This window comes from Yersinia sp. 2545 StPb PI (assembly GCF_052217125.1).
Lineage (GTDB): Bacteria > Pseudomonadota > Gammaproteobacteria > Enterobacterales > Enterobacteriaceae > Yersinia > Yersinia enterocolitica_E.
On record NZ_JAZGPY010000001.1, the window covers coordinates 615,623 to 634,531 of the forward strand.

The following is an 18,909-nucleotide window of genomic DNA, read 5'->3' on the forward strand; positions in this document are numbered from 1 at the left end:
GAGTTTTATTGCTGTTGACTATCTTTTTTATGCAGCAACATATACACCGCAGGAATAACCAGCATCGAAAGCAGTGGTGCACTCACCATCCCGCCAATCATCGGTGCGGCAATACGTTGCATGACCTCTGACCCTGCCCCGCCGCCCCACATAATGGGAAGCAAGCCGGCCATAATAGTGGCGACAGTCATGGCTTTTGGTCGCACCCGCAGCACCGCGCCTTCATGAATAGCTGCACTCATCTGGCTGGCCGTCATAGCAATGCCGGGTTGCTGATGTTTTTTCACCGCCTGATTGAGATACAGCACCATTATTACACCAAATTCAGCGGCCACACCGGCCAGGGCGATAAAGCCCACCGCGGCGGCAACGGAAAAGTTATACCCCAAGCCATACAGCAGCCACACCCCGCCAATCAGTGCGAAGGGAAGCGTCGCCATGATTAATGCGGCATCGCGGACACTGCTGAACGTGACATACAACAAGACAAAAATGATCATCAGGGTAACCGGTAACACAATTTTCAGTTTTGCTGTTGCCCGTTCCAGGTATTCAAACTGCCCAGACCAGCTAAGGGAGACGCCTTCCGGCAGTTCCACTTGTTGTGCCACCGCTTGCTGCATTTCAGTAACGGCTGATTTCAAATCTCGCCCGCGCAGATCAACATAGACCCAGTCAGATAAGCGCGCATTTTCACTTTTCAGCATCGGTGGGCCTTCTGTCACCTTGATATCGGCCAGTTCCGCCAGTGCGACTTGCCCGCCACCGGCAGTCACTACCGGCAAATCACGCAATTTTTGCAGTGAATCACGTATTTCCCGTGGGTAGCGCAGGTTGATTGGATAACGTTCACGCCCTTCAATGGTTTCACCGATGTTTTGCCCGCCAATCACGGTTGCTACCAGTGATTGCAGTTCTTTTACTGAAACGCCATAGCGAGCGGCCCGTTGACGGTCAATGTTGATATCCACATAGCGGCCACCTGCCAGTCGTTCTGAGAGGGCCGAAGTCACACCTGGTACTTTGCGCACCACTTGTTCGATTTGCTGTGCCACCTGCTCAATTTGGTGCACATTTTTGCCATTCACTTTGATCCCAACCGGGCTTTTGATGCCGGTAGAGAGCATATCCAGCCGATTGCGGATCGGAGGCACCCACAGATTGGCGATACCGGGCACCTTGACGGTGGCGTCCAGTTCTTCGATCAATTTGTCCATGGTCATGCCAGGCCGCCATTGATCCTTGGGTTTAAAACGAATGGTGGTTTCGATCATGGTCAGAGGGGCCGGATCTGTTGCCGTCTCTGCTCTCCCGGCTTTACCAAATACTGTCGCTACTTCCGGTATGGTTTTTATCAAACGATCGGTTTGTTGCAGTAAATGGCTGGCTTCGCGTACCGAAATCCCCGGCAGTGTAGAAGGCATATACAGTAAATCACCTTCATCCAACGCGGGCATAAACTCGCTCCCCAGACGGCTTAATGGATACAGGGTTGCCAGCAGTAATATACCCGCGATAGCCAATGTAGTTTTTGGTCGCGCCAGTACGGCGGTTAACACCGGATGATAAAGGGCGATTAGCCCACGGTTAATGGGGTTGGCATTCTCATCAGGGATTTTGCCGCGAATAAAATAGCCCATTAATACCGGTACTAACGTAATGGCTAACCCCGCCGAAACAGCCATGGCATAGGTTTTGGTAAAAGCCAGCGGAGAGAACATCCGCCCCTCTTGCGCCTGTAATGTAAATACCGGAATAAACGATAAGGTGATGATCAGTAAACTGCAAAACAGCGCCGGACCGACTTCAATGGCCGCCTGCTCTGAAATGCGCCAGTAATCCTGACTGACCGGTGTTTTCCCCGGGTTATCTCGCCGCCATTGCTCCAACACTTTGTGCATATTTTCGATCATCACGATCGCGGCATCCACCATAGCCCCGATGGCGATGGCTATCCCACCCAGCGACATAATATTGGCATTGACCCCCTGATAGTGCATGACGATAAACGCGCCAAGAATCCCCAGGGGCAGGGTGATGATAGCCACCAATGCTGAGCGGAAGTGGAACAAAAACAGTGAACAGATCACCGCCACCACTAAAAACTCTTCCAGCAATTTGAATGATAAGCTGTCGATGGCCTGAGTAATCAGGTGTGAGCGATCATATACCGGTACGATTTCTACCCCAGCCGGTAAGCTGCGCTGAATCTGTTGCAGCTTCTCCTTCACGCCGTTAATGGTTTCCAGTGCATTTTTGCCATAGCGCATCACAATGATGCCACCGGCAACTTCCCCTTCACCATTAAGCTCCGCCACGCCACGGCGCATTTCTGGCCCCATCCGCACGGTAGCGACATCGGACAGTAAAATGGGAATACCTGCACGAGCAGTGATCACGATATTCCTGAAATCATCCAGCGTTTTCAGGTAACCGCTGGCGCGCACCATATATTCTGCCGCCCCCATTTCCAGCACCGAGCCACCGCCTTCCTGATTACTATCAGTAATGGCGCTGGCAATTTGTTGATGGGATAGATTCAGCGCCCGCATCCGTTCCGGGTCGAGAACGACTTGATATTGGCGCACCATGCCCCCGACACTGGCCACTTCAGAGACATTGGGTACTGTTTTCAACTCAAATTTTAGTGTCCAATCCTGCAAGGCACGCAGATCGGCCAGACTGTGTTTGCCAGTTCTGTCGATTAAGGCATATTCATAGATCCAACCCACCCCCGTGGCATCCGGTCCCAACGAGGCTTTGGCTTCAGCCGGCAAGGTAGCCTGCACCTGACTGAGATACTCCAGCACCCGTGAACGTGCCCAATAAGGATCAGTGCCATCATCAAACAGCACATAGACATAGGCGTCGCCGAACATCGAGAAACCGCGTACGGTTTTAGCACCAGGTACTGATAACATGGTGGTTGTCAGTGGATAAGTCACCTGATCCTCGACCACTTGTGGTGCTTTACCAGGATAACTGACACGGATGATCACTTGGGTGTCTGACAAGTCTGGCAGCGCATCCAGCGGGGTTTGTTGCAGTGACCAAATTCCCCACGCGGCCATCATCACCGCGCCAAGCAGTACCAACAGCCGATTGCGCAGTGACCAGCGGATAATGGCGGCAATCATAGGTGGCTCCTGTGGGTATCGGTGCTGCTATTGCTTGTTACCGGCTGGATTTGGCGGATTTGTGCCCCTTGTTCATTGAGAGTGAAAGTGAAATTAACCTGACTACCAGCAACGATTTCCGGTGATAACGGCTCTGCCGGTAGTTGGAAGTCCATCGTCATCGCTCCCCATTTCAACGCCGCGATCGGGCCATGGGATAAGGTGATTGTTGAGCCGTTGATAGCGGTGACTGTTCCTTGCACCGAGTAGATATCAACAGGTGCTACGGCAGTGTTATTCGCTGTTGGCGTGGTATTCTCAGTTAAGGCGGGGGTATCCTCCATTTGTGGCAGAGCGCTTTGCAGACTGGCTTCTGAATCAATCAGGAATTGGCCTGAGGTCACCACCAACTGACCGGCGTTTAGCCCGGATTTTATCTCTGTCCAGCCGTCCTGAGTTTGCCCGGTACTGACATCCACCGGCTTAAAGTAGCCATTAGCTTCAGTCAGCAGCACCCGGTTACTATTGCCTGACATCAGCAAGGCTTCTTGTGGAATAGCCAATACCGGTTTTAGATTATCTGCTGGCGCGGATTGTACATTCAGGTACATGCCCGGTTTCAGCTTTTGTTGCGGGTTTTCCAGGACGATGCGCGCTTTTAAGGTGCGGGTAGCGAGATCCATATTAGGTAATAGCTCGCTGACGGTGCCGTGGAAGGTTTCACCCGGCCAACTGGCGGTCGTGGCGGCAATCGTACTGCCGATAGTGACTAAACTGGCTTGTGATTGCGGATAGTCCACCACTATCCATACCGGATCAAGGCTGGCTAACTCAAACAGTGATTGTGTCGCAGTCACTTGTGAACCGGCCCGAATATCCAACTTACTCACATAACCCTCAGACGGAGATCGTAATGTGACCCGCGTTTGCGGCTGGCCGCTTTTTTCGACACTGCGAATCACCTCTTCTGGCATAAATTGCAGTTGTAGCCGTTGGCGAGCGGCGGCCGTTAATTGGCTATCACCCAAGGTGCGGATTGCCAGATACTCTTGTTGCGCGGCACTCCAATCGGGAACCCATAATTGCGCCAATGGCTGATTTTTACTGACCGGTTGTTGATTGGCGCGTACATACAATTGTTCAATAATGCCGTTAGCCCGCGCCGCGATAACCTGCACGCTGCGCTCATCGGTTGCCACTGTGCCGTAACCGGCAAGACGATAGTTGAGTGATCGCATTTCCACCGCGGCAGTGCGCACGCCTAAATTCTGCTGTTGGCGGGGGCTGATGCTAACGCCGCCCTGCGCTACGGCTTCATCGGCATAGCGCGGTACCAACTCCATATCCATAAATGGCGATTTGCCAGGTTGGTCGAAACGCTGACCGGGGGACATAGGATCATACCAATACAGCACCTTACGGCTATTTTCTGCTGGTGTTTTTTCAACCACTATGGCTGCCGTGGTGGAGTGCTCTGAGGTGGGTTTAGCCAACAGATAACCGGCAACGCCACTGATCACGGCGACGGCCACCAGCGTCAAACTAGATAGCTTTTTCATCGCATGCTCTCCTGCGGGGTCAGATAACGGATGGCAGCCCAGGTACGGGCTAACTCTCTGGCGGCATTACTGGTATTGAGCTGGCTATCGAGCAGGGAGCGCCGTGCTTCCAGCACACTGCTTAAATCGCTTTTATTGGCCTGATACTGCGCCATAACCAATTTAACCCGTTGTTTTTGCAGTGGTATAACTTCATCAGTCTGACGCTGCCATAATTGCTGTGTGGCCTGATATTGCGCCAGCAGAGTATCGAGTTGCGCCCGGTGGTCGCGGGTGAGTAATGTAAGCTGGTCGTTGGCTTCCATTGAGCGCGACACATCGGCGGCATAGTCTTTATCCTGACGTTGTGAGCGGAATAGTGGCAAATCAACAGTGATCATGACGCCCGCCATATCGTCATACTCGTCAGCTCGTTTAGCGTAATAGACTTCGATCCCAACGTCCGGTGTGGCGGCAATGGCTGATTGTGCGGAGCGGGCTTTGGCAACGTCAGCTTCACGGCTGGCAAGCAATACTTCAGGGTGCTGTTGGATGGAATCACGCAACACGGTGATATCCGCCGATAGGCGGGCGAAAGGAGGCAACGGGCCGCTGATATGCTTGACCTCTACACCGGTTAACTGCGTCAATTGGGTTTGTGCCAAGGCAACATCACGTTGTGCGGTGGTCAATCTATCCTGCATGGCAGATAACGTCAGGCGCGCATCCAATACACTGCTGGGTAATGCACCACCACTGGCAACACCGGCCCGTTGCAATGCGACCTGTTTTTCGCTTTCTTTTACCAGCACTTGCGCTGCGCCCACCGCCTGTTCGGTCAGGGCGAGATCAAGCCACGCCTGAGCCGTCTCTTTTTGCAGCCTGGTGCGGATAGTTTCACTGCCTGCTGCCGTTTTGCGCGCTTCAGCACTCAGGGTATCAGCCTTTCTTTGTCGCTTATCACTACTGATATAGTCCTGCATGATACCGACCCGCTGCATGGTCATGCCCTCGCGGGTGAAGCGGCGGGCATTACTGCCGCCGACGGGGAGGTTTTCAATACCAAACTTCAATTTTGGATCGGGCAGTTGCGTGGCTGAACTGGCCATATTCTCCAGTGCATTGACCTGATGCTGATTAGCTGACAGCTCAGCCGAGTAGCGTTCAGCGGAGATCAGCGCCTGTTCCAGTGTGATATCTGCCGCGTAGCTCACCGCTGGCAGAGTGAAAAGTGCCGCCATTAACAGTGCGGTAAATCCGAATGGCAGCGCAGCCGTGGGGCGCACCTGCTGTGGGTGATTCAGTAAAGGGGTCATCATTATCCCGCCTTATGGCCGCTGTGCTGAAATAGCCGTTAGCTGATAGCCTTGTTCGGTCTGGCGGAAACTGAATGTCACGGATGTACCTGCGGGTAATGGCTGTGCGGCCAGGCTCTCCGGCAGGTCAAATATCATGGTCATCGGTGGCCAGTTCAATGCCGGAATGGCGCTATGAGCAATAGATACGCGGGTGGCATGCCAGGTTTTTATCTGGCCCTGGGAGTGATAGCTCTCTGCTGGCGCAGAATCCGCCATTATTGTATGACTATCATGAGACATCGGGCTATTTTCACTCATGGCCGGGCTGGCGGCGAACAGCGGAGAAGAAAACAGTAATACAGCAGATACAGCGCTAAATAAGATACGCATAGCAATAACTCCAAAACATAGAATAAGCACAACACACCACGATTAAGTGGCCTGAAGAAAACGGTTATTTATGTCTGGATCTATTCTCTAAAGCGGCAGAAAGCGATTTCAGTGGGGGGGCCGACAATGGGGGGGGTATGCCAGTCAACGCGCTGGACGCGTGGTGTTTGTTGCCTATCAGCCAATACTAACTCCGTATTGGTGGGTAAGGCTGCCAGCACCAACATGCCGCTGTCAGACTGGACAGAGTCAGGGATGCAGTGTTTTTCACATAAGGAGTCTTGCGCCTGACCATGAGACATATCCATCATTGATGGCATGTCGTGCATTTGGTTTTCTGTTGCTAAAGGGTCAGGCTGTATATGCCCTTGATGCTGGGTAAATACCGGCGAGGCAGAAGGGGCAATATCACACTGATGGCCGGCGATGGCCAACTGTGCGTTGAGAATTAGCCAGCAGGCAACCAGCAGCATACCGCACATGCGCATTTTACTGGCGCGCATCCGGTGCATAAGCTGTGGTACTCCCCTAAATGCTGGCATGTTTAACCTGAATGTGTGGTGATATTAAATAATGCTGCCAGCGAGTATAGGACCATCTCCCCGTTTTTAGAATGGTTTTATCGGGTTGCACTGAGTGAAATGAAAGGTTACCAAAACGTTAGTATGCTGAATTTATTCTATTTATTTCGATATCTGAAGTCGCAATGGGGGTTGATTAGAAGAAATATTTACTTTTCTTTAAGTTATTATCCAACGCCCGCTGAGTTATTAGCCCACACCGCTATGCATCAATCGGCGTGGGCTGAATAAGCCTAAGCCTTACCAGGCATAACTGACAGTAGCGGTGGCAACACGGCCACTGCCATAGAAGCAAGCTGCCATCTGTGCACAACTGGCAACATATTCTTTGTTGAACACATTGTTGACGTTAACCTGCAAACTGATGCCTTTCATCGCTGGCAGAGCTTGTCCCAGTTCATAACGCATCATCCAGTCATACAATGTCACCGCCGGGACTTTAAAGCTGTTCTTGGCATCACCCCAACTGGTGCCGATATAGCGGACACCAACACCGGTGGATAAGCCATCGACTACTCCTTTATCAAAGGTATACATTCCCCACAGTGAGGCGGAATGGCTTGGTGTGCGGGCTGGCATTTTGCCTAATTCAGCCAGTGTTTTGGTTTCACGCACTTTCCCTTTGGTGTAGGTATAGGCAGCAATCAGGTTGATATTGTCGTTAATCTCACTGTTTAACTGCGTTTCGATCCCCTGAGATTGCACTTCACCAATTGGGACGTTGTAGGCCAGTGCCTGGTCGTATTGGCTGATATTTTTCTGGCGTAAATCGTACAATGCGGTCGTCAACAAGGTGCTGCTGCCCGGTATCTGGTATTTGAGGCCAAGCTCAACTTGACGCGCGGTAACCGGGTCCAATGCCCCAGTCCCCGGCGCGCCTTTGGCGGTGCTAGGTTCAAATGAAGTACTGTAACTGATATACGGCGAGATACCTGAATCAAAGGCATACAACACACCAGCACGGCCGGTAAAGGCATGGTCGTCTTGTTGATCCTGAGTGGCGGTTTTGCGGCTTAGCGTTTTTAACTGTGACCAGTCATAGCGTCCGGATAAGAGGAAATTCCACTTATCCAGTTCAATTTGATCTTGTAAATAGACCCCCACCTGATCGAGTTTGGTCAGATCACTGCTATTGAGTGACAAGTCACTCTCTTTAATATTCAGACCATAGACAGGTGATACCCAATCCAGATTGTATTTTGTCTGCACGGTGCCCATAAAGAACTGACTATCAATACGGCTACGTTTGTAATCCAGCCCAGTCAGCACCGTATGGTTTAACTGCCCGGTCCAGAAATCAGCTTGCAGTTGGTTATCAACGGCAAACTCAGCCATGGTCTGGCGCTCGATTTGCGGGCGGCGAGTCATGGTGCGGTTATCTGGCAGCAAATTCATAAAGACCAGATACTTGTAATCTTGCTTGTTATAGCTGTAGCGCAGGTTCTGGCGGAATTTAAAGGTGTCATTGATATAATGCTCAAGGGCATAACCGACAGAGGTCTGCTCGCGTTCAGACTGATCAAATGACGGGTCGCTAACGTTAAAATCGTAAGGTATATGGCCGTATGCAGTACCAAACACGGTTCCAGTGGCTGGCAAGAAGTTACGTGAACCGGCTTTGGGTTCTTTCTGATAACTGGTCAGTAAGGTAAAGGTGGTGTCTTCGTTCGGGATAAAGGTTAATGCCGGGGCGATAGCAAAACGCTCCTGTTTAAAGGTATTTACGGCATCATCTTGTGTTCTGCCAAGCCCGTTCAAACGATAGAGTACTTTACCTTCATCATCCAACACGCCACCGAAGTCGAATGCTGCTTCAGCCAGGCTATTATTGCCTGCACCCACCTGCACTTTATGAATACTTTCCGCTGTTGGGCGTTTACTGACCATATTGATCAGGCCGCCGGGGTTCACTTGGCCGTAAAGCACTGATGCTGGGCCGCGGATTACTTCAATTCGTTCCAGCAGCCAGGGGTCTATCTGGCCTCCACGGCGTGCACCACCTAATGAGTTGTAGCTTAAGCCATCGAGAAAACGCGGGGCATAGCCAAAACCACGAATGATCACTTCGTCATTCATATTCGAGCCGCCACGGTATTCCGGCACGACACCGGCGGTATAGCGCAGGGCCTGTGCCACAGAAGCCGCTCCTTGATCTTGCATTTGCTGGCGGGTAATAACTGAAACTGATTGTGGGGTGCGGATCAGTGGTGTGTCAGTTTTAGTCGCGGTGGCGCTGTTTTTAGCGACGAAACCATCATCTTGTTGGCCGCTGCCCGGTTTGGCGACAACCACTAATTTATCTTCTTTAGCCGCAGTGGCCGCTAATGCGTTGAGTGACGGTATCAGTATCAAGGTGGTGGTGAATAATAAGGTCTTTGCTGTGCAGCCTGCGCGAAATGGCAATGTTGTTGGTATCTTCTTGCCAGAAATATCAAACATGATTTATCCCTACCTGGAAGTACAATAATGGAAAGTATTTGAACCTCATACGTCAGGTTCTTGATGCCAACCGGGCTTTATTTGCCTCTATTTAGCTTGGTTTTTACAAAAAAACGTTATATTCCAATCCAATAACCGTCGCATAGCACATCGGCCATATCTAAATTACGATGATAGGCTGGCACACTGGAGAGAATGCTTACTATGTTATTGCAAATAATAATACTTCTCAATATTATTTGTATTTAGGTAATAACCTTATATATATTAAGTCTTATATCCATTTGTGATGGCGCACAGTCGCCGCGCTATCAATGAATAAAGACGTAATCATAAATAGACCGTGACCGGTGTGATGACATAAAGAGGGCAGCGTGTGAGAGTGGCGAGCGAATATCCAGAGAGTCAGCAGTTATTACAGGATCCTTCGGCGGGCAGTGAATCATGGTGGCAGCGCATCGCACAATGGGGAACGCCCCTTACTGAACCGGCAGCAGCTGGCAAAGTAAAGCTGACTTTCCTGTGGCGCGACCGACAAGGAAAGGCGCGTGATTCGGTATATAGCTGCGTGTATATCGATGTTAACGGCGTGACAGATCATCATAGTGTTAATCCTGAATCGCTCACTCGGCTGGGCCAGACGGATGTTTGGTATTGGCAGGCAGAGGTAGAGTCTGATTTTCGTGGCAGTTACAGCTTTATTCCCGTCTCAGCAGAGAAATGTTTGAATTTGCCGGCCGGTAATCCGCAAGAACAGCGTCAGGCACAGCGCGATTGGTGGATCTCATTGATGGATCTCGCTGAGAACGATCCGTTAAACCCGATCGCCGCGCATTGCAGTTATCGCGGAATGCCACTTTCTGCGGTTCATTTAGCCGATGCTTTGCCGCAAACGGCCTGGCAGCCAATCGATGCGGGTAAAATTCTGCCCGCCGAACCGCAACGTTTACAACTGATTAGTTGGCACAGTCAGTTATTGGGCAATAGTCGCAATGTGTGGATTTACTCAACGACAACCGGTGCTGAAGATAAAGCCGAACGCCCATTGGCTATCTTGCTGGATGGCCAATATTGGGCACTCAGGCAGCCGGTGTTTGGCATATTGGATAGTGAAACCGCCGCAGGGCATTTACCTGCTAGCGTCTATGTGTTGATTGACATCATTGACCAGACTCATCGTTCGCAAGAGCTGCCTTGTAATCAGGATTTCTGGCAGGCATTGCAAACAGAATTACTGCCGCAGATTGCATTGCAACAGGCTTTTACGGAACAAGCGTCTCGTACTGTGGTGGCCGGGCAGAGTTTTGGCGGGTTGGCATCGTTGTACGCTGGATTACATTGGCCACAGCGTTTTGGTTGTGTGTTGAGTCAGTCCGGTTCGTTCTGGTGGCCTGATGTTGATAATTTCAAGGCACTGACGGCGGGGACTGCTGAACGTCAGGGCTGGCTGACCGAGCAGGTGTATCAGGGATTGGGGGCGAGTCAGCCATTGAATATCTTTATGGAAGCAGGTCGCCGTGAAGATGTGATTTATCAGGTCAATCAAGCCATGAGTGCAGCGCTTCGTCAGGCAGGGCATCGGTTGCAGTATCGAGTCTATGCGGGTGGGCATGATGCTCTATGCTGGCGGGGGGGCTTGATTGATGGATTACGCTGTCTGTTAACCTGATCGACTGAGTTTTAACCGCCTTCGGCGAGCAGAGGGCAGACTCGCTCTCTGCTCGCTTGTGGATTAAATTTTAAATCGCCCCTTCGGTATCACCAATGGTGTATGTGAAACCGGATCATCAATGATCAAACACGGCATACCAAATACCTGTTCGACCAAATCTGCTGTGATCACCTCGCGCGGGTGACCTTGTGTAACTACCTGCCCGTCGCGCATGGCGATAATATGGGTAGCGTAACGACAGGCATGATTAAGATCATGCAGAACAGCAACCAAGGTATGGTTATGTTGCTGATTAAGGTTACTGAATAACTCCAATAAATCAATCTGATGGGCGATATCTAAATAGGTGGTGGGTTCATCCAGCAGCAGCAGTGGCGTCTGCTGTGCCAATACCATAGCTATCCATACTCGCTGGCGTTGCCCGCCAGATAATGCGTCCACTGATCGGTCAGCCAGTTCACTGACACCGGTGGCTTGCATAGCATTATTGACCGCCAGTTTATCGGCCTGTGTCCATTGCTGTAATAACTTCTGATGGGGATAACGGCCACGCGCCACCAAATCTAACACGCTGATACCGTCGGGTACTTGCGAACTTTGTGGCAACAAACCCAAATGACGTGCCACCTGCCGGGTATCAATGCTGGCGATATTCTTGCCGTCTAAAATTACCTGACCTGCTTGCGGTTTCAGCAAACGGCTCAGTGCGCGTAGCAGCGTTGATTTACCACAGGCATTGGGGCCGACAATCACCGTAAATTCACCATCAGGAATGGAGATGCTCAGGTTCTGGCTGATTATCTTACCGTCGTAGCCCAGTGTTAGGGCGTCGGCTTGTAAGCGGGAGGAAAAAACGCTGTGGTGTAGGGTGGCTGCAGGGGTAACAATACTCATGATCGCCCGGACTCCCGGATTAAAAGCCAAATAAGATACAGGCCGCCGATGCTGGTGGTAACCACGCCGACCGGCAATTGATTAGGTGGAAATAGGTGTTGGGCGCAGAGATCGGCGGCAACCAGTAATAAGGCGCCCATCAGTGCCGATGTGGTTAACGTCACTGAAGATGTGCCCGCCAGACGCCGTGCTATTTGTGGGGCGGCTAATGCAATAAAGGAGATAGGCCCGGCGGCGGCGGTGACGGCGGCCATTAGAATGACGCCAATCGCCATCAGGCTCAGGCGAGTTTTCTCAACGGGAACCCCTAAGGCACCAGCGGCATCATCGCCCATTTCCAGCAGTGGCATGCGGCGGCTAAGCAGCATTGCGGCTATCGTCGCGGCAAAGATAAACATCAGTGATGGCAGGCCCTTAGCCCAGCTCAGACCATTCAATGACCCCGCCCCCCAAGCCGCGGCAGTCATCGCTGACTCCAGTGATGCCGTGATTGTCAGCCAGGTATTGAATGCAGTGAGCATCGCGCCAATGGCAATGCCGACAATAATTAGCCGAAAACCTTGAATCCCTTGTCGATATGCCAGCAGATACACCGCAATAGCTGCCAGTAAGCCGCCAACCAAGGCGCTGCTGGCAATCTCGAAATAGTTCCCATTAAACAGAGTAATCGCTACTAGCGCACCGGTATAGGCACCCATATTAAAGCCGATGATGTCAGGGCTGCCGAGTGGGTTACGTACTAATGACTGAAATATTGCGCCACTGATACCCAGTGCGGCACCAAAAATAAGCGCCATTACTGAGCGGGGTAAGCGCCATTGATTGACGATAATATCCACTGCACCGCGGGTTTGCCCGAACAAGGCATTAAGTACCTGTTGAGGCATTAATGCCAGAGTTCCCGCCATTAATGCCAGCAGTGCGCCCAACAAACAGGCCAGTAGCAGCAGGCTGCAAACAACTAAACTGCGTGGTCGGATGCGTAAATTTATCGCGCCATCGGGGCGACCAAATAGCCACGGCGAGGTGACAGACTTCATAGCGCGGTCATCCTTTTGTTACGTCGAACTAGCCAGATTAGCAAAGGCGCGCCAATAAATGCCGTTACGACGGAAACCCGTAACTCGCCCGGCACCAAGAAGCGGCCAATAATGTCAGATACCAGCAACAGGATAGGTGTCATCACTAATGTGAATGGGAGAATCCAACATTGATTCGGCCCGACAATCCAACGGGCGATATGGGGGACCATCAGGCCAACAAAGGCGATAGGGCCAACGGCTGCGGTAGCGGCACCGCACAACAAGGTGACGGCGATGACCGCCCAAAATTGGGTTTGGATAATTCTGGCCCCAATCGCGGCCGCCAGATCCTCTCCCATATGCATCGCATTGAGTGGCCGAGCCAGCAACAGGGAGATCACACCGCCGAGCAGGATTGCCGGAGTGACGGCCAATACCACTGACATACTGCGGATATCCAATGACCCTGCCTGCCAGAAGCGCACCCGATCAAAGACCAGTGGATGTGTCAGTGATATGCCAGAGGAAATCCCCATTAACACAGCGCCAATCGCGACACCGGAAAGTGTTAGGCGCAGGGGATTAACGCGCCCGCCGCCCTGAGCACCGACCCAATACACCACCAGTGTGGTTAACATCGCACCGATAAAAGCGGAAATAATATAGCCCTGGATGGCATTAACGCCGAAAAAAATGATCCCGACGGCGACGGCAAAACTGGCTCCGGCATTGACGCCAAGAATACCGGGGTCAGCCAGTGGGTTACGGGTTAGGGCTTGCATGACTGCACCCGATAGCCCCAGCGCTGCACCGGCGAGTACACCAATCAAGGTTCGCGGCAGACGTGATTCAACGATCAAAATGCTATCGGCGCTGTGCTCTGTGCCGAGCAAACTCTGCCAGACCACGGAGAAAGGGATGGCTTTGGCACCGAGCATCAGGCTGGCAGCCATGACCAATAGCAACACAACAATGCTGAACAGCAGCAACAGCCCGCGTCGGCGCGCTGTTGGTACCTCTGACGTCGACACCAGTGTCAGCGGTTTTATTGAATATTGATCTGGAGAATAATCAGCAGGCATTGTAACTCTTCTTTAACAAATGATTATTGTTATCGATTTGATTATCATTATTATTTGGGTGAGATATGTTAGCACGCATTATTGTTAGAATGCATCGCTGTGGTAACGCAGGGGGAAATTTAGTCTGCTCGGTCACATTCCTGAATGCGCTCAACGTCAGAAGCGGGACTTACCCAATCAATGAGCAGGTTTAAACATCCCTTCAATTCGGGCTAACAGATTACTCGCACTGTAATAATCCAAGCGGAAAGTGTCATAACCCACGGCATAAACACGGTTGTGCTCAATCGCTGGAATATGAGCTAAAAATTTATTACTTTTCAATGCATCAACTGACGGTTGATCACCGGAGAAGAGTAAAATAGTCTCACCGTTCAGACCTTCAGCCAGCTTCTCGCCACCTAACTGAATAATATCCTTACGATGTCCCATACTGGTGTTACCTTTCACGGCTTCAGGTATTTCAGCGAGCCTAAAGCCCAGCTCCTGCAACAATTTGCCCTGTGCCGAGTCTTCAGTCCACAAGTTCGCGGTGCTACCGGCGGCTTGATAGACAAAAGCCGACGTTGGCTGCGGTGGTAAGGTAATACTCTGTTTCACCTCATTGAGCCGGTTGGCAAATTTATCAATCACATCTTTCGCATCGGTTTCATGGCCAGTTGCCTGCCCCAATATCATTGCTAACTCTTGCCAGCTTTTATCATCGTAATTAATCACTAAGGTTGGCGCGATAGCAGATAACTGCTCATACAATTTCACTGCCGAATCCCCCCCGGTGGCAGAAATAATAATTAAGTCAGGGTTCATGCCGGCAACAGCTTCGGCGTTTGGCTCAGTCTGATATATCGGTACCAGTTTTTTTGCCTGTGCGACAGCCGACCATTGAGTAAAGAACCCTTGATTATCTGCGACGGTGGAGCTGGGCGCGGTCGCTCCACTGGCAATCACCGGCGCATTGATCGCCAATAAGGTGCCAGTGATGGTGATGCTGGTGGAAACAATCCGTGTAGGTTGCTGAGTTAATGTGACCGGGCCTTTAGCCGTTTCCACCGTCCGGGACCATGCTGGTGAGTTGTCGTCTGCCGCTGATGCGTTGTTCTCCTCCGCGGGTTTGCAGCCGGATAACCAAAATGTCAGACACAGCAAGCCCAGTAGGGCAGGCAGAGAACGGGATGTTTTACAGGCAGGCATATAGTGGGACATAACGGCGTTTTCTCTTTCTATTTAACGGTGCTAGGTCGTAATTTATCATGCCATAAAATGAATGGTAGTAATTATTATTCCTATTACTATTTGCAATGTGGTGAGTGAAAGGGAGGATTGGCGTGCTCATCTCCAAGACAGGAAACCTAGCGAAATATCGCACCAGTCAAACCATTTAGAGGACGATCGGTCGTATGCTGGCCATGACTCATTAGCATGGTTTAAGCTAATTCAGCCAGCCTCTGGGGACTGCGGCTAGCGCGAATTAAGGTGTAATACCGGCCAGTGATCGTTGGCCGCTCTTCTTTTAGTATCACCGTCGCCGTGCTAAGCACATGCCTATATTGCAATGAATAAAATTGTTATTTCCCCAGCCTGGTTTCCTTGCTAAAAAAATACGGAATCAACCATAGCAAATAAATAGTTAAATTTTGCTGTATCACGTGCCTGATGGTTTGATATGGATTTTTGTTATTATTTTATTTATCTCGCCCAATCGCATTTAATAAGATATTTAATTCTGCAATTGCAAAAACAGGTAATTCTCTATCTGTAAGTAAATTAATTGATTGGCTAACTATTCTAAGAGTTAATAGGTAATGGGGCGCTGTATTTATATTCAGAATAAATACATATAATGTGGAAACTACTGAACGTTGTTAATCAGTTTTCGATCAAGATTATCGAACGTTATTTACATTTTAATAGGTGAAATCAATCGGTTGTTTAATATTGATCGGTTATCTTGATCTTTTGTGTTGGTTTCATGCTATTTTGGTGATGAGTCCTGATAATTAACCTTTTTCCCTGCGGGGATTATCAGCGATAAACACCTTGAAATCTCAAGGAAATAAACTAAAAAAATAAGACACAGGGGTATTCCCGTGAATTTTCTAAAACATATCACCATCAGGATGGCGTTATTATCTATTCTTGTTATATTTTTGTTGCTTTGGGGAGGTGTCTCGACCTTTACATTATTTTCACTTAACCAATTGACGCATTCATTACATCTGAGTTCTAACCAACAAAAAAACATTAATATTATTAATCGGGGTAATGACCAATATTTTCGTGTGGTTACTCGTTTAAGTCGTGCCGCGGCATATCGTCAAAGCGGGGCAACTGCCGATGCTGATCGTGAATTGGCTTCAGCCGGTGTAGCACTAAAAAATACCCAAGAGAGTTTGGCGAAATTTAAACTGCAATCTCATGAGTCGATGGATCCATTACTGACAGATAAAACTATTCAAAGCTGGTCAACATTATTGAGTAATGGGATTGAACCGATGGCTAAAGCGGTGGCCGAGAATCGCTTCGAAGATTATAACAATTTGTTTAACAAAGATTATCCACCATTAAGCCGAGAGTTTGGCGCTACCGTCGAGAAGTACAATTCTGCGGTTGATACTGCAACAGAGGCTGCCAGTTTGCGGGTGGAGACATTAGTCGACTGGTGTCAACGGGCGCTTTTTGCTGCATTAATTGCCGGTGTTATCATTCTGTTCTTAACCGATCGCTATATCGTCAGTTATTTGGTGCGTCCGCTGGAGTCGATCAAGGTGCACTTTAAACGCTTAGCTGAAGGGCAGTTAGGCCGGCCAATGCCTGAGTTTGGCCGTAACTGCGTCGGGCAACTGATCCCTTACTTACGTGAAATGCAAAATAGTTTGGTGAATACGGTATCAACCATTCGCAACAGTACCGATGCGATTTATACCGGAGCCGGTGAAATTGCAGCAGGAAATGCGGATCTCTCTTCCCGTACCGAGCAACAAGCGGCGGCACTGGAAGAAACCGCGGCCAGTATGGAACAACTGAATGCAACGGTGAAACAGAACGCTGAAAACGCCCATCAAGCCAGTAAGTTGGCTGAGAATGCCTCTGCAACAGCGAAAAATGGCGGGCGGATTGTCAACGATGTCGTTGCCACTATGAGCAGTATTACGGAAAGCTCACGCCGTATTGCGGATATTATCGGTGTGATAAACAGTATCGCCTTCCAAACCAATATTCTGGCACTGAACGCAGCAGTTGAAGCGGCCCGGGCTGGTGAGCAGGGGCGCGGTTTTGCGGTAGTAGCAAGTGAAGTTCGTAATTTGGCCCAACGTAGTGCACAAGCGGCGAAAGAAATCGAAGGGTTGATCAGTGAATCGGTATCCCGAGTGAATATTGGCTCACAGCAAGTATCTGAAGCAGGGGAGACGATGAATAGCATCGTGCAGGCGGTGACCAATGTAACCGACATTATGGGCGAGATTGCCTCTGCTTCTGATGAGCAAAGCCGCGGTATTGGTCAAATTGGGCAAGCTGTCGCCGAGATGGACGGCGTCACACAACAAAATGCCTCTCTGGTACAAGAGTCTGCCGCTGCGGCTGCCTCGTTAGAAGAACAGGCACGGCAACTGACAGAAGCGGTCTCTGTTTTTAATTTATCAGATAATATGCAAGCCACTCATTCTTAGTTACGCTTTGATTCAATTTAATAAATAACAATTATTGTCGTAATAAATAGTAGAGAACAGCCACCGGATTGCGCTAAGAGTCAGCGCCGTCTGGTGGTTTTCTATTACCAGTTTTAGGTATTTAGCCACAAAAACGATATAGTGAGCTAGGTTGTTATTAGCTTTCAATAATAAAAAAATTCATGTTTTAATCGGGTTAAACAATGAGAGTTGCTTACTTTCGCAGCATTTTATTTTTACTGGCGATGATTATTTCATCGTCATCTTTTGCCATTAACTGCCAGCGTGCAGCGACACCGGTTGAATATACTGTATGTGGTAATGAGGATTTACACTGGCTGGATCAGACATTTAGCGATATCTATCAGTCCATGTTGGTTAAATATGATACAGAAACAGTGTATCAGCAACGACAAATATGGGAAAAATCCCTTAACAGTTGTACCAGTGATAGCTGTATTCAGCGCGCCTATTTTCAGGGCATTGCCTCCATGTCTGATATTGACAAAAAATTTGACTGGGCTGGGCAGTGGTGGAATGTCACCAAAGGGAATGACCGGGGGGGCGTTATCAAAATAACCCGGGTTGCTGAGTGGGGATTTAGTATCGATAGCCGCGCCTGGTCCGGTGAGAATACCGGTAATTTTAGAGCTGAAGCGCGTAAAATTGAAGGGTTGGCGGTTGTTGATCTTATTGAAAATACAGCAAGCTGCCGGTTATTACTGATCCCGATAAAAGATGGTTCAATTCAGGTGCACAGCAATGGCAGTTGGGGTTGCCGAATTTCGATGCCTAAAGATGTCTTTATTGACGGGCAGTATATTCGGGCTGAAAAAGATCCGCGTGAGACTCCGAGCTTACTCTCGGTCGGTATTTTTACTGATACCAACAACGATAAACTTTTCCGTGAGTTAGTCGGCGACCATTACGCCCAGTTTGTCGCCTCAGCCAACGTCTATATTTATAGCAATGACCGGGATAACCGGGGGGCAAAAGTATTATCCACCTGGGTGCGAGGTGCAGCCAATAAGCGTGCATCAATCATTATGTATAACCGTGCCGGTTTGATGTGGGCCGCGTATGTTGCGCCTGAAAAAAATGGCACGCTGCGGGTTCACTATTTTACCAATGTGCCTGAAGATAAAGATAAAAGACCCAAAACGATTGTTGAATGGCAGCAGACCTTTATGGATAACTAATTATCCCCTT

General features: G+C 49.9%; 13 protein-coding genes. 3 read left to right on the forward strand and 10 right to left on the reverse strand.

Annotation, left to right across the window (positions count from 1 at the left end; genetic code table 11):
- Positions 1–5: 5 nt before the first annotated feature.
- The 6 genes from V1955_RS02715 to V1955_RS02740 all read right to left on the reverse strand — a co-directional run bounded on the left by V1955_RS02715 (position 6) and on the right by V1955_RS02740 (position 9,362).
- Entirely contained in the window at positions 6–3,137 is a 3,132-nt protein-coding gene (locus tag V1955_RS02715; protein ID WP_083162436.1) for an efflux RND transporter permease subunit, read from the reverse strand.
- A complete protein-coding gene (locus V1955_RS02720; RefSeq protein ID WP_442820483.1) occupies positions 3,134–4,675 on the reverse strand; it encodes an efflux RND transporter periplasmic adaptor subunit in 1,542 nt (513 codons plus the stop codon). The genes V1955_RS02715 and V1955_RS02720 overlap by 4 nt, the downstream gene beginning before the upstream one ends.
- A complete protein-coding gene (locus tag V1955_RS02725; RefSeq protein ID WP_442821412.1) occupies positions 4,672–5,970 on the reverse strand; it encodes a TolC family protein in 1,299 nt (432 codons plus the stop codon). Before V1955_RS02725 ends, V1955_RS02720 begins: the two co-directional genes overlap by 4 nt.
- Before the next feature lie 12 nt (positions 5,971–5,982).
- On the reverse strand, positions 5,983–6,342 hold the full coding sequence (locus V1955_RS02730; protein ID WP_442820484.1) for a copper-binding protein: 360 nt from the start codon (positions 6,340–6,342) through the stop codon (positions 5,983–5,985).
- A gap of 80 nt (positions 6,343–6,422) precedes the next feature.
- Positions 6,423–6,854 (reverse strand): hypothetical protein, encoded by a 432-nt coding sequence (locus V1955_RS02735; RefSeq protein WP_442820485.1) that lies wholly within the window; start codon positions 6,852–6,854, stop codon positions 6,423–6,425.
- 309 nt (positions 6,855–7,163) lie between these two features.
- Entirely contained in the window at positions 7,164–9,362 is a 2,199-nt protein-coding gene (locus V1955_RS02740; protein ID WP_083162440.1) for a TonB-dependent siderophore receptor, read from the reverse strand.
- A 376-nt stretch (positions 9,363–9,738) separates the two neighbouring features.
- Here V1955_RS02740 and fes point away from each other — a divergent pair, with 376 nt between their 5' ends.
- Positions 9,739–11,031, forward strand: a complete 1,293-nt coding sequence (gene fes, locus V1955_RS02745; protein WP_083162441.1) for an enterochelin esterase — start codon at positions 9,739–9,741, stop codon at positions 11,029–11,031.
- 63 nt (positions 11,032–11,094) lie between these two features.
- On the opposite strand, the gene V1955_RS02750 is transcribed toward fes, so the two are convergent.
- From V1955_RS02750 to fepB, 4 genes are all read right to left on the reverse strand, one after another.
- Positions 11,095–11,928 (reverse strand): ABC transporter ATP-binding protein, encoded by an 834-nt coding sequence (locus V1955_RS02750; RefSeq protein ID WP_153046288.1) that lies wholly within the window; start codon positions 11,926–11,928, stop codon positions 11,095–11,097.
- Positions 11,925–12,968, reverse strand: coding sequence for an iron-enterobactin ABC transporter permease (gene fepG / locus V1955_RS02755; protein ID WP_442820486.1), 1,044 nt, complete (start codon positions 12,966–12,968; stop codon positions 11,925–11,927). The genes V1955_RS02750 and fepG overlap by 4 nt, the downstream gene beginning before the upstream one ends.
- Positions 12,965–14,032: a Fe(3+)-siderophore ABC transporter permease gene (gene fepD / locus V1955_RS02760; RefSeq protein WP_083162446.1), complete on the reverse strand. Its 1,068-nt coding sequence runs from the start codon at positions 14,030–14,032 to the stop codon at positions 12,965–12,967. Before fepD ends, fepG begins: the two co-directional genes overlap by 4 nt.
- A 177-nt stretch (positions 14,033–14,209) precedes the next feature.
- Positions 14,210–15,235, reverse strand: a complete 1,026-nt coding sequence (gene fepB, locus V1955_RS02765) for a Fe2+-enterobactin ABC transporter substrate-binding protein (RefSeq protein WP_372569656.1) — start codon at positions 15,233–15,235, stop codon at positions 14,210–14,212.
- 884 nt (positions 15,236–16,119) lie between these two features.
- Here fepB and V1955_RS02770 point away from each other — a divergent pair.
- On the forward strand, positions 16,120–17,700 hold the full coding sequence (locus V1955_RS02770; protein WP_083162449.1) for a methyl-accepting chemotaxis protein: 1,581 nt from the start codon (positions 16,120–16,122) through the stop codon (positions 17,698–17,700).
- A 203-nt stretch (positions 17,701–17,903) separates the two neighbouring features.
- Positions 17,904–18,899, forward strand: a complete 996-nt coding sequence (locus V1955_RS02775) for a lysozyme inhibitor LprI family protein (protein ID WP_442820487.1) — start codon at positions 17,904–17,906, stop codon at positions 18,897–18,899.
- Positions 18,900–18,909 lie beyond the last annotated feature (10 nt).

Excerpts from the sequence above, each read along its gene's own strand:
- V1955_RS02715 (WP_083162436.1), bottom strand. The coding sequence starts at position 3,137 with ATGATTGCCGCCATTATCCGCTGGTCACTGCGCAATCGGCTGTTGGTA.
- V1955_RS02720 (WP_442820483.1), bottom strand. The coding sequence starts at position 4,675 with ATGAAAAAGCTATCTAGTTTGACGCTGGTGGCCGTCGCCGTGATCAGT.
- V1955_RS02725 (WP_442821412.1), bottom strand. The coding sequence starts at position 5,970 with ATGACCCCTTTACTGAATCACCCACAGCAGGTGCGCCCCACGGCTGCG.
- V1955_RS02730 (WP_442820484.1), bottom strand. The coding sequence starts at position 6,342 with ATGCGTATCTTATTTAGCGCTGTATCTGCTGTATTACTGTTTTCTTCT.
- V1955_RS02735 (WP_442820485.1), bottom strand. The coding sequence starts at position 6,854 with ATGCACCGGATGCGCGCCAGTAAAATGCGCATGTGCGGTATGCTGCTG.
- V1955_RS02740 (WP_083162440.1), bottom strand. The coding sequence starts at position 9,362 with ATGTTTGATATTTCTGGCAAGAAGATACCAACAACATTGCCATTTCGC.
- V1955_RS02750 (WP_153046288.1), bottom strand. The coding sequence starts at position 11,928 with ATGAGTATTGTTACCCCTGCAGCCACCCTACACCACAGCGTTTTTTCC.
- fepG (WP_442820486.1), bottom strand. The coding sequence starts at position 12,968 with ATGAAGTCTGTCACCTCGCCGTGGCTATTTGGTCGCCCCGATGGCGCG.
- fepD (WP_083162446.1), bottom strand. The coding sequence starts at position 14,032 with ATGCCTGCTGATTATTCTCCAGATCAATATTCAATAAAACCGCTGACA.
- fepB (WP_372569656.1), bottom strand. The coding sequence starts at position 15,235 with ATGTCCCACTATATGCCTGCCTGTAAAACATCCCGTTCTCTGCCTGCC.
- V1955_RS02775 (WP_442820487.1), top strand. The coding sequence starts at position 17,904 with ATGAGAGTTGCTTACTTTCGCAGCATTTTATTTTTACTGGCGATGATT.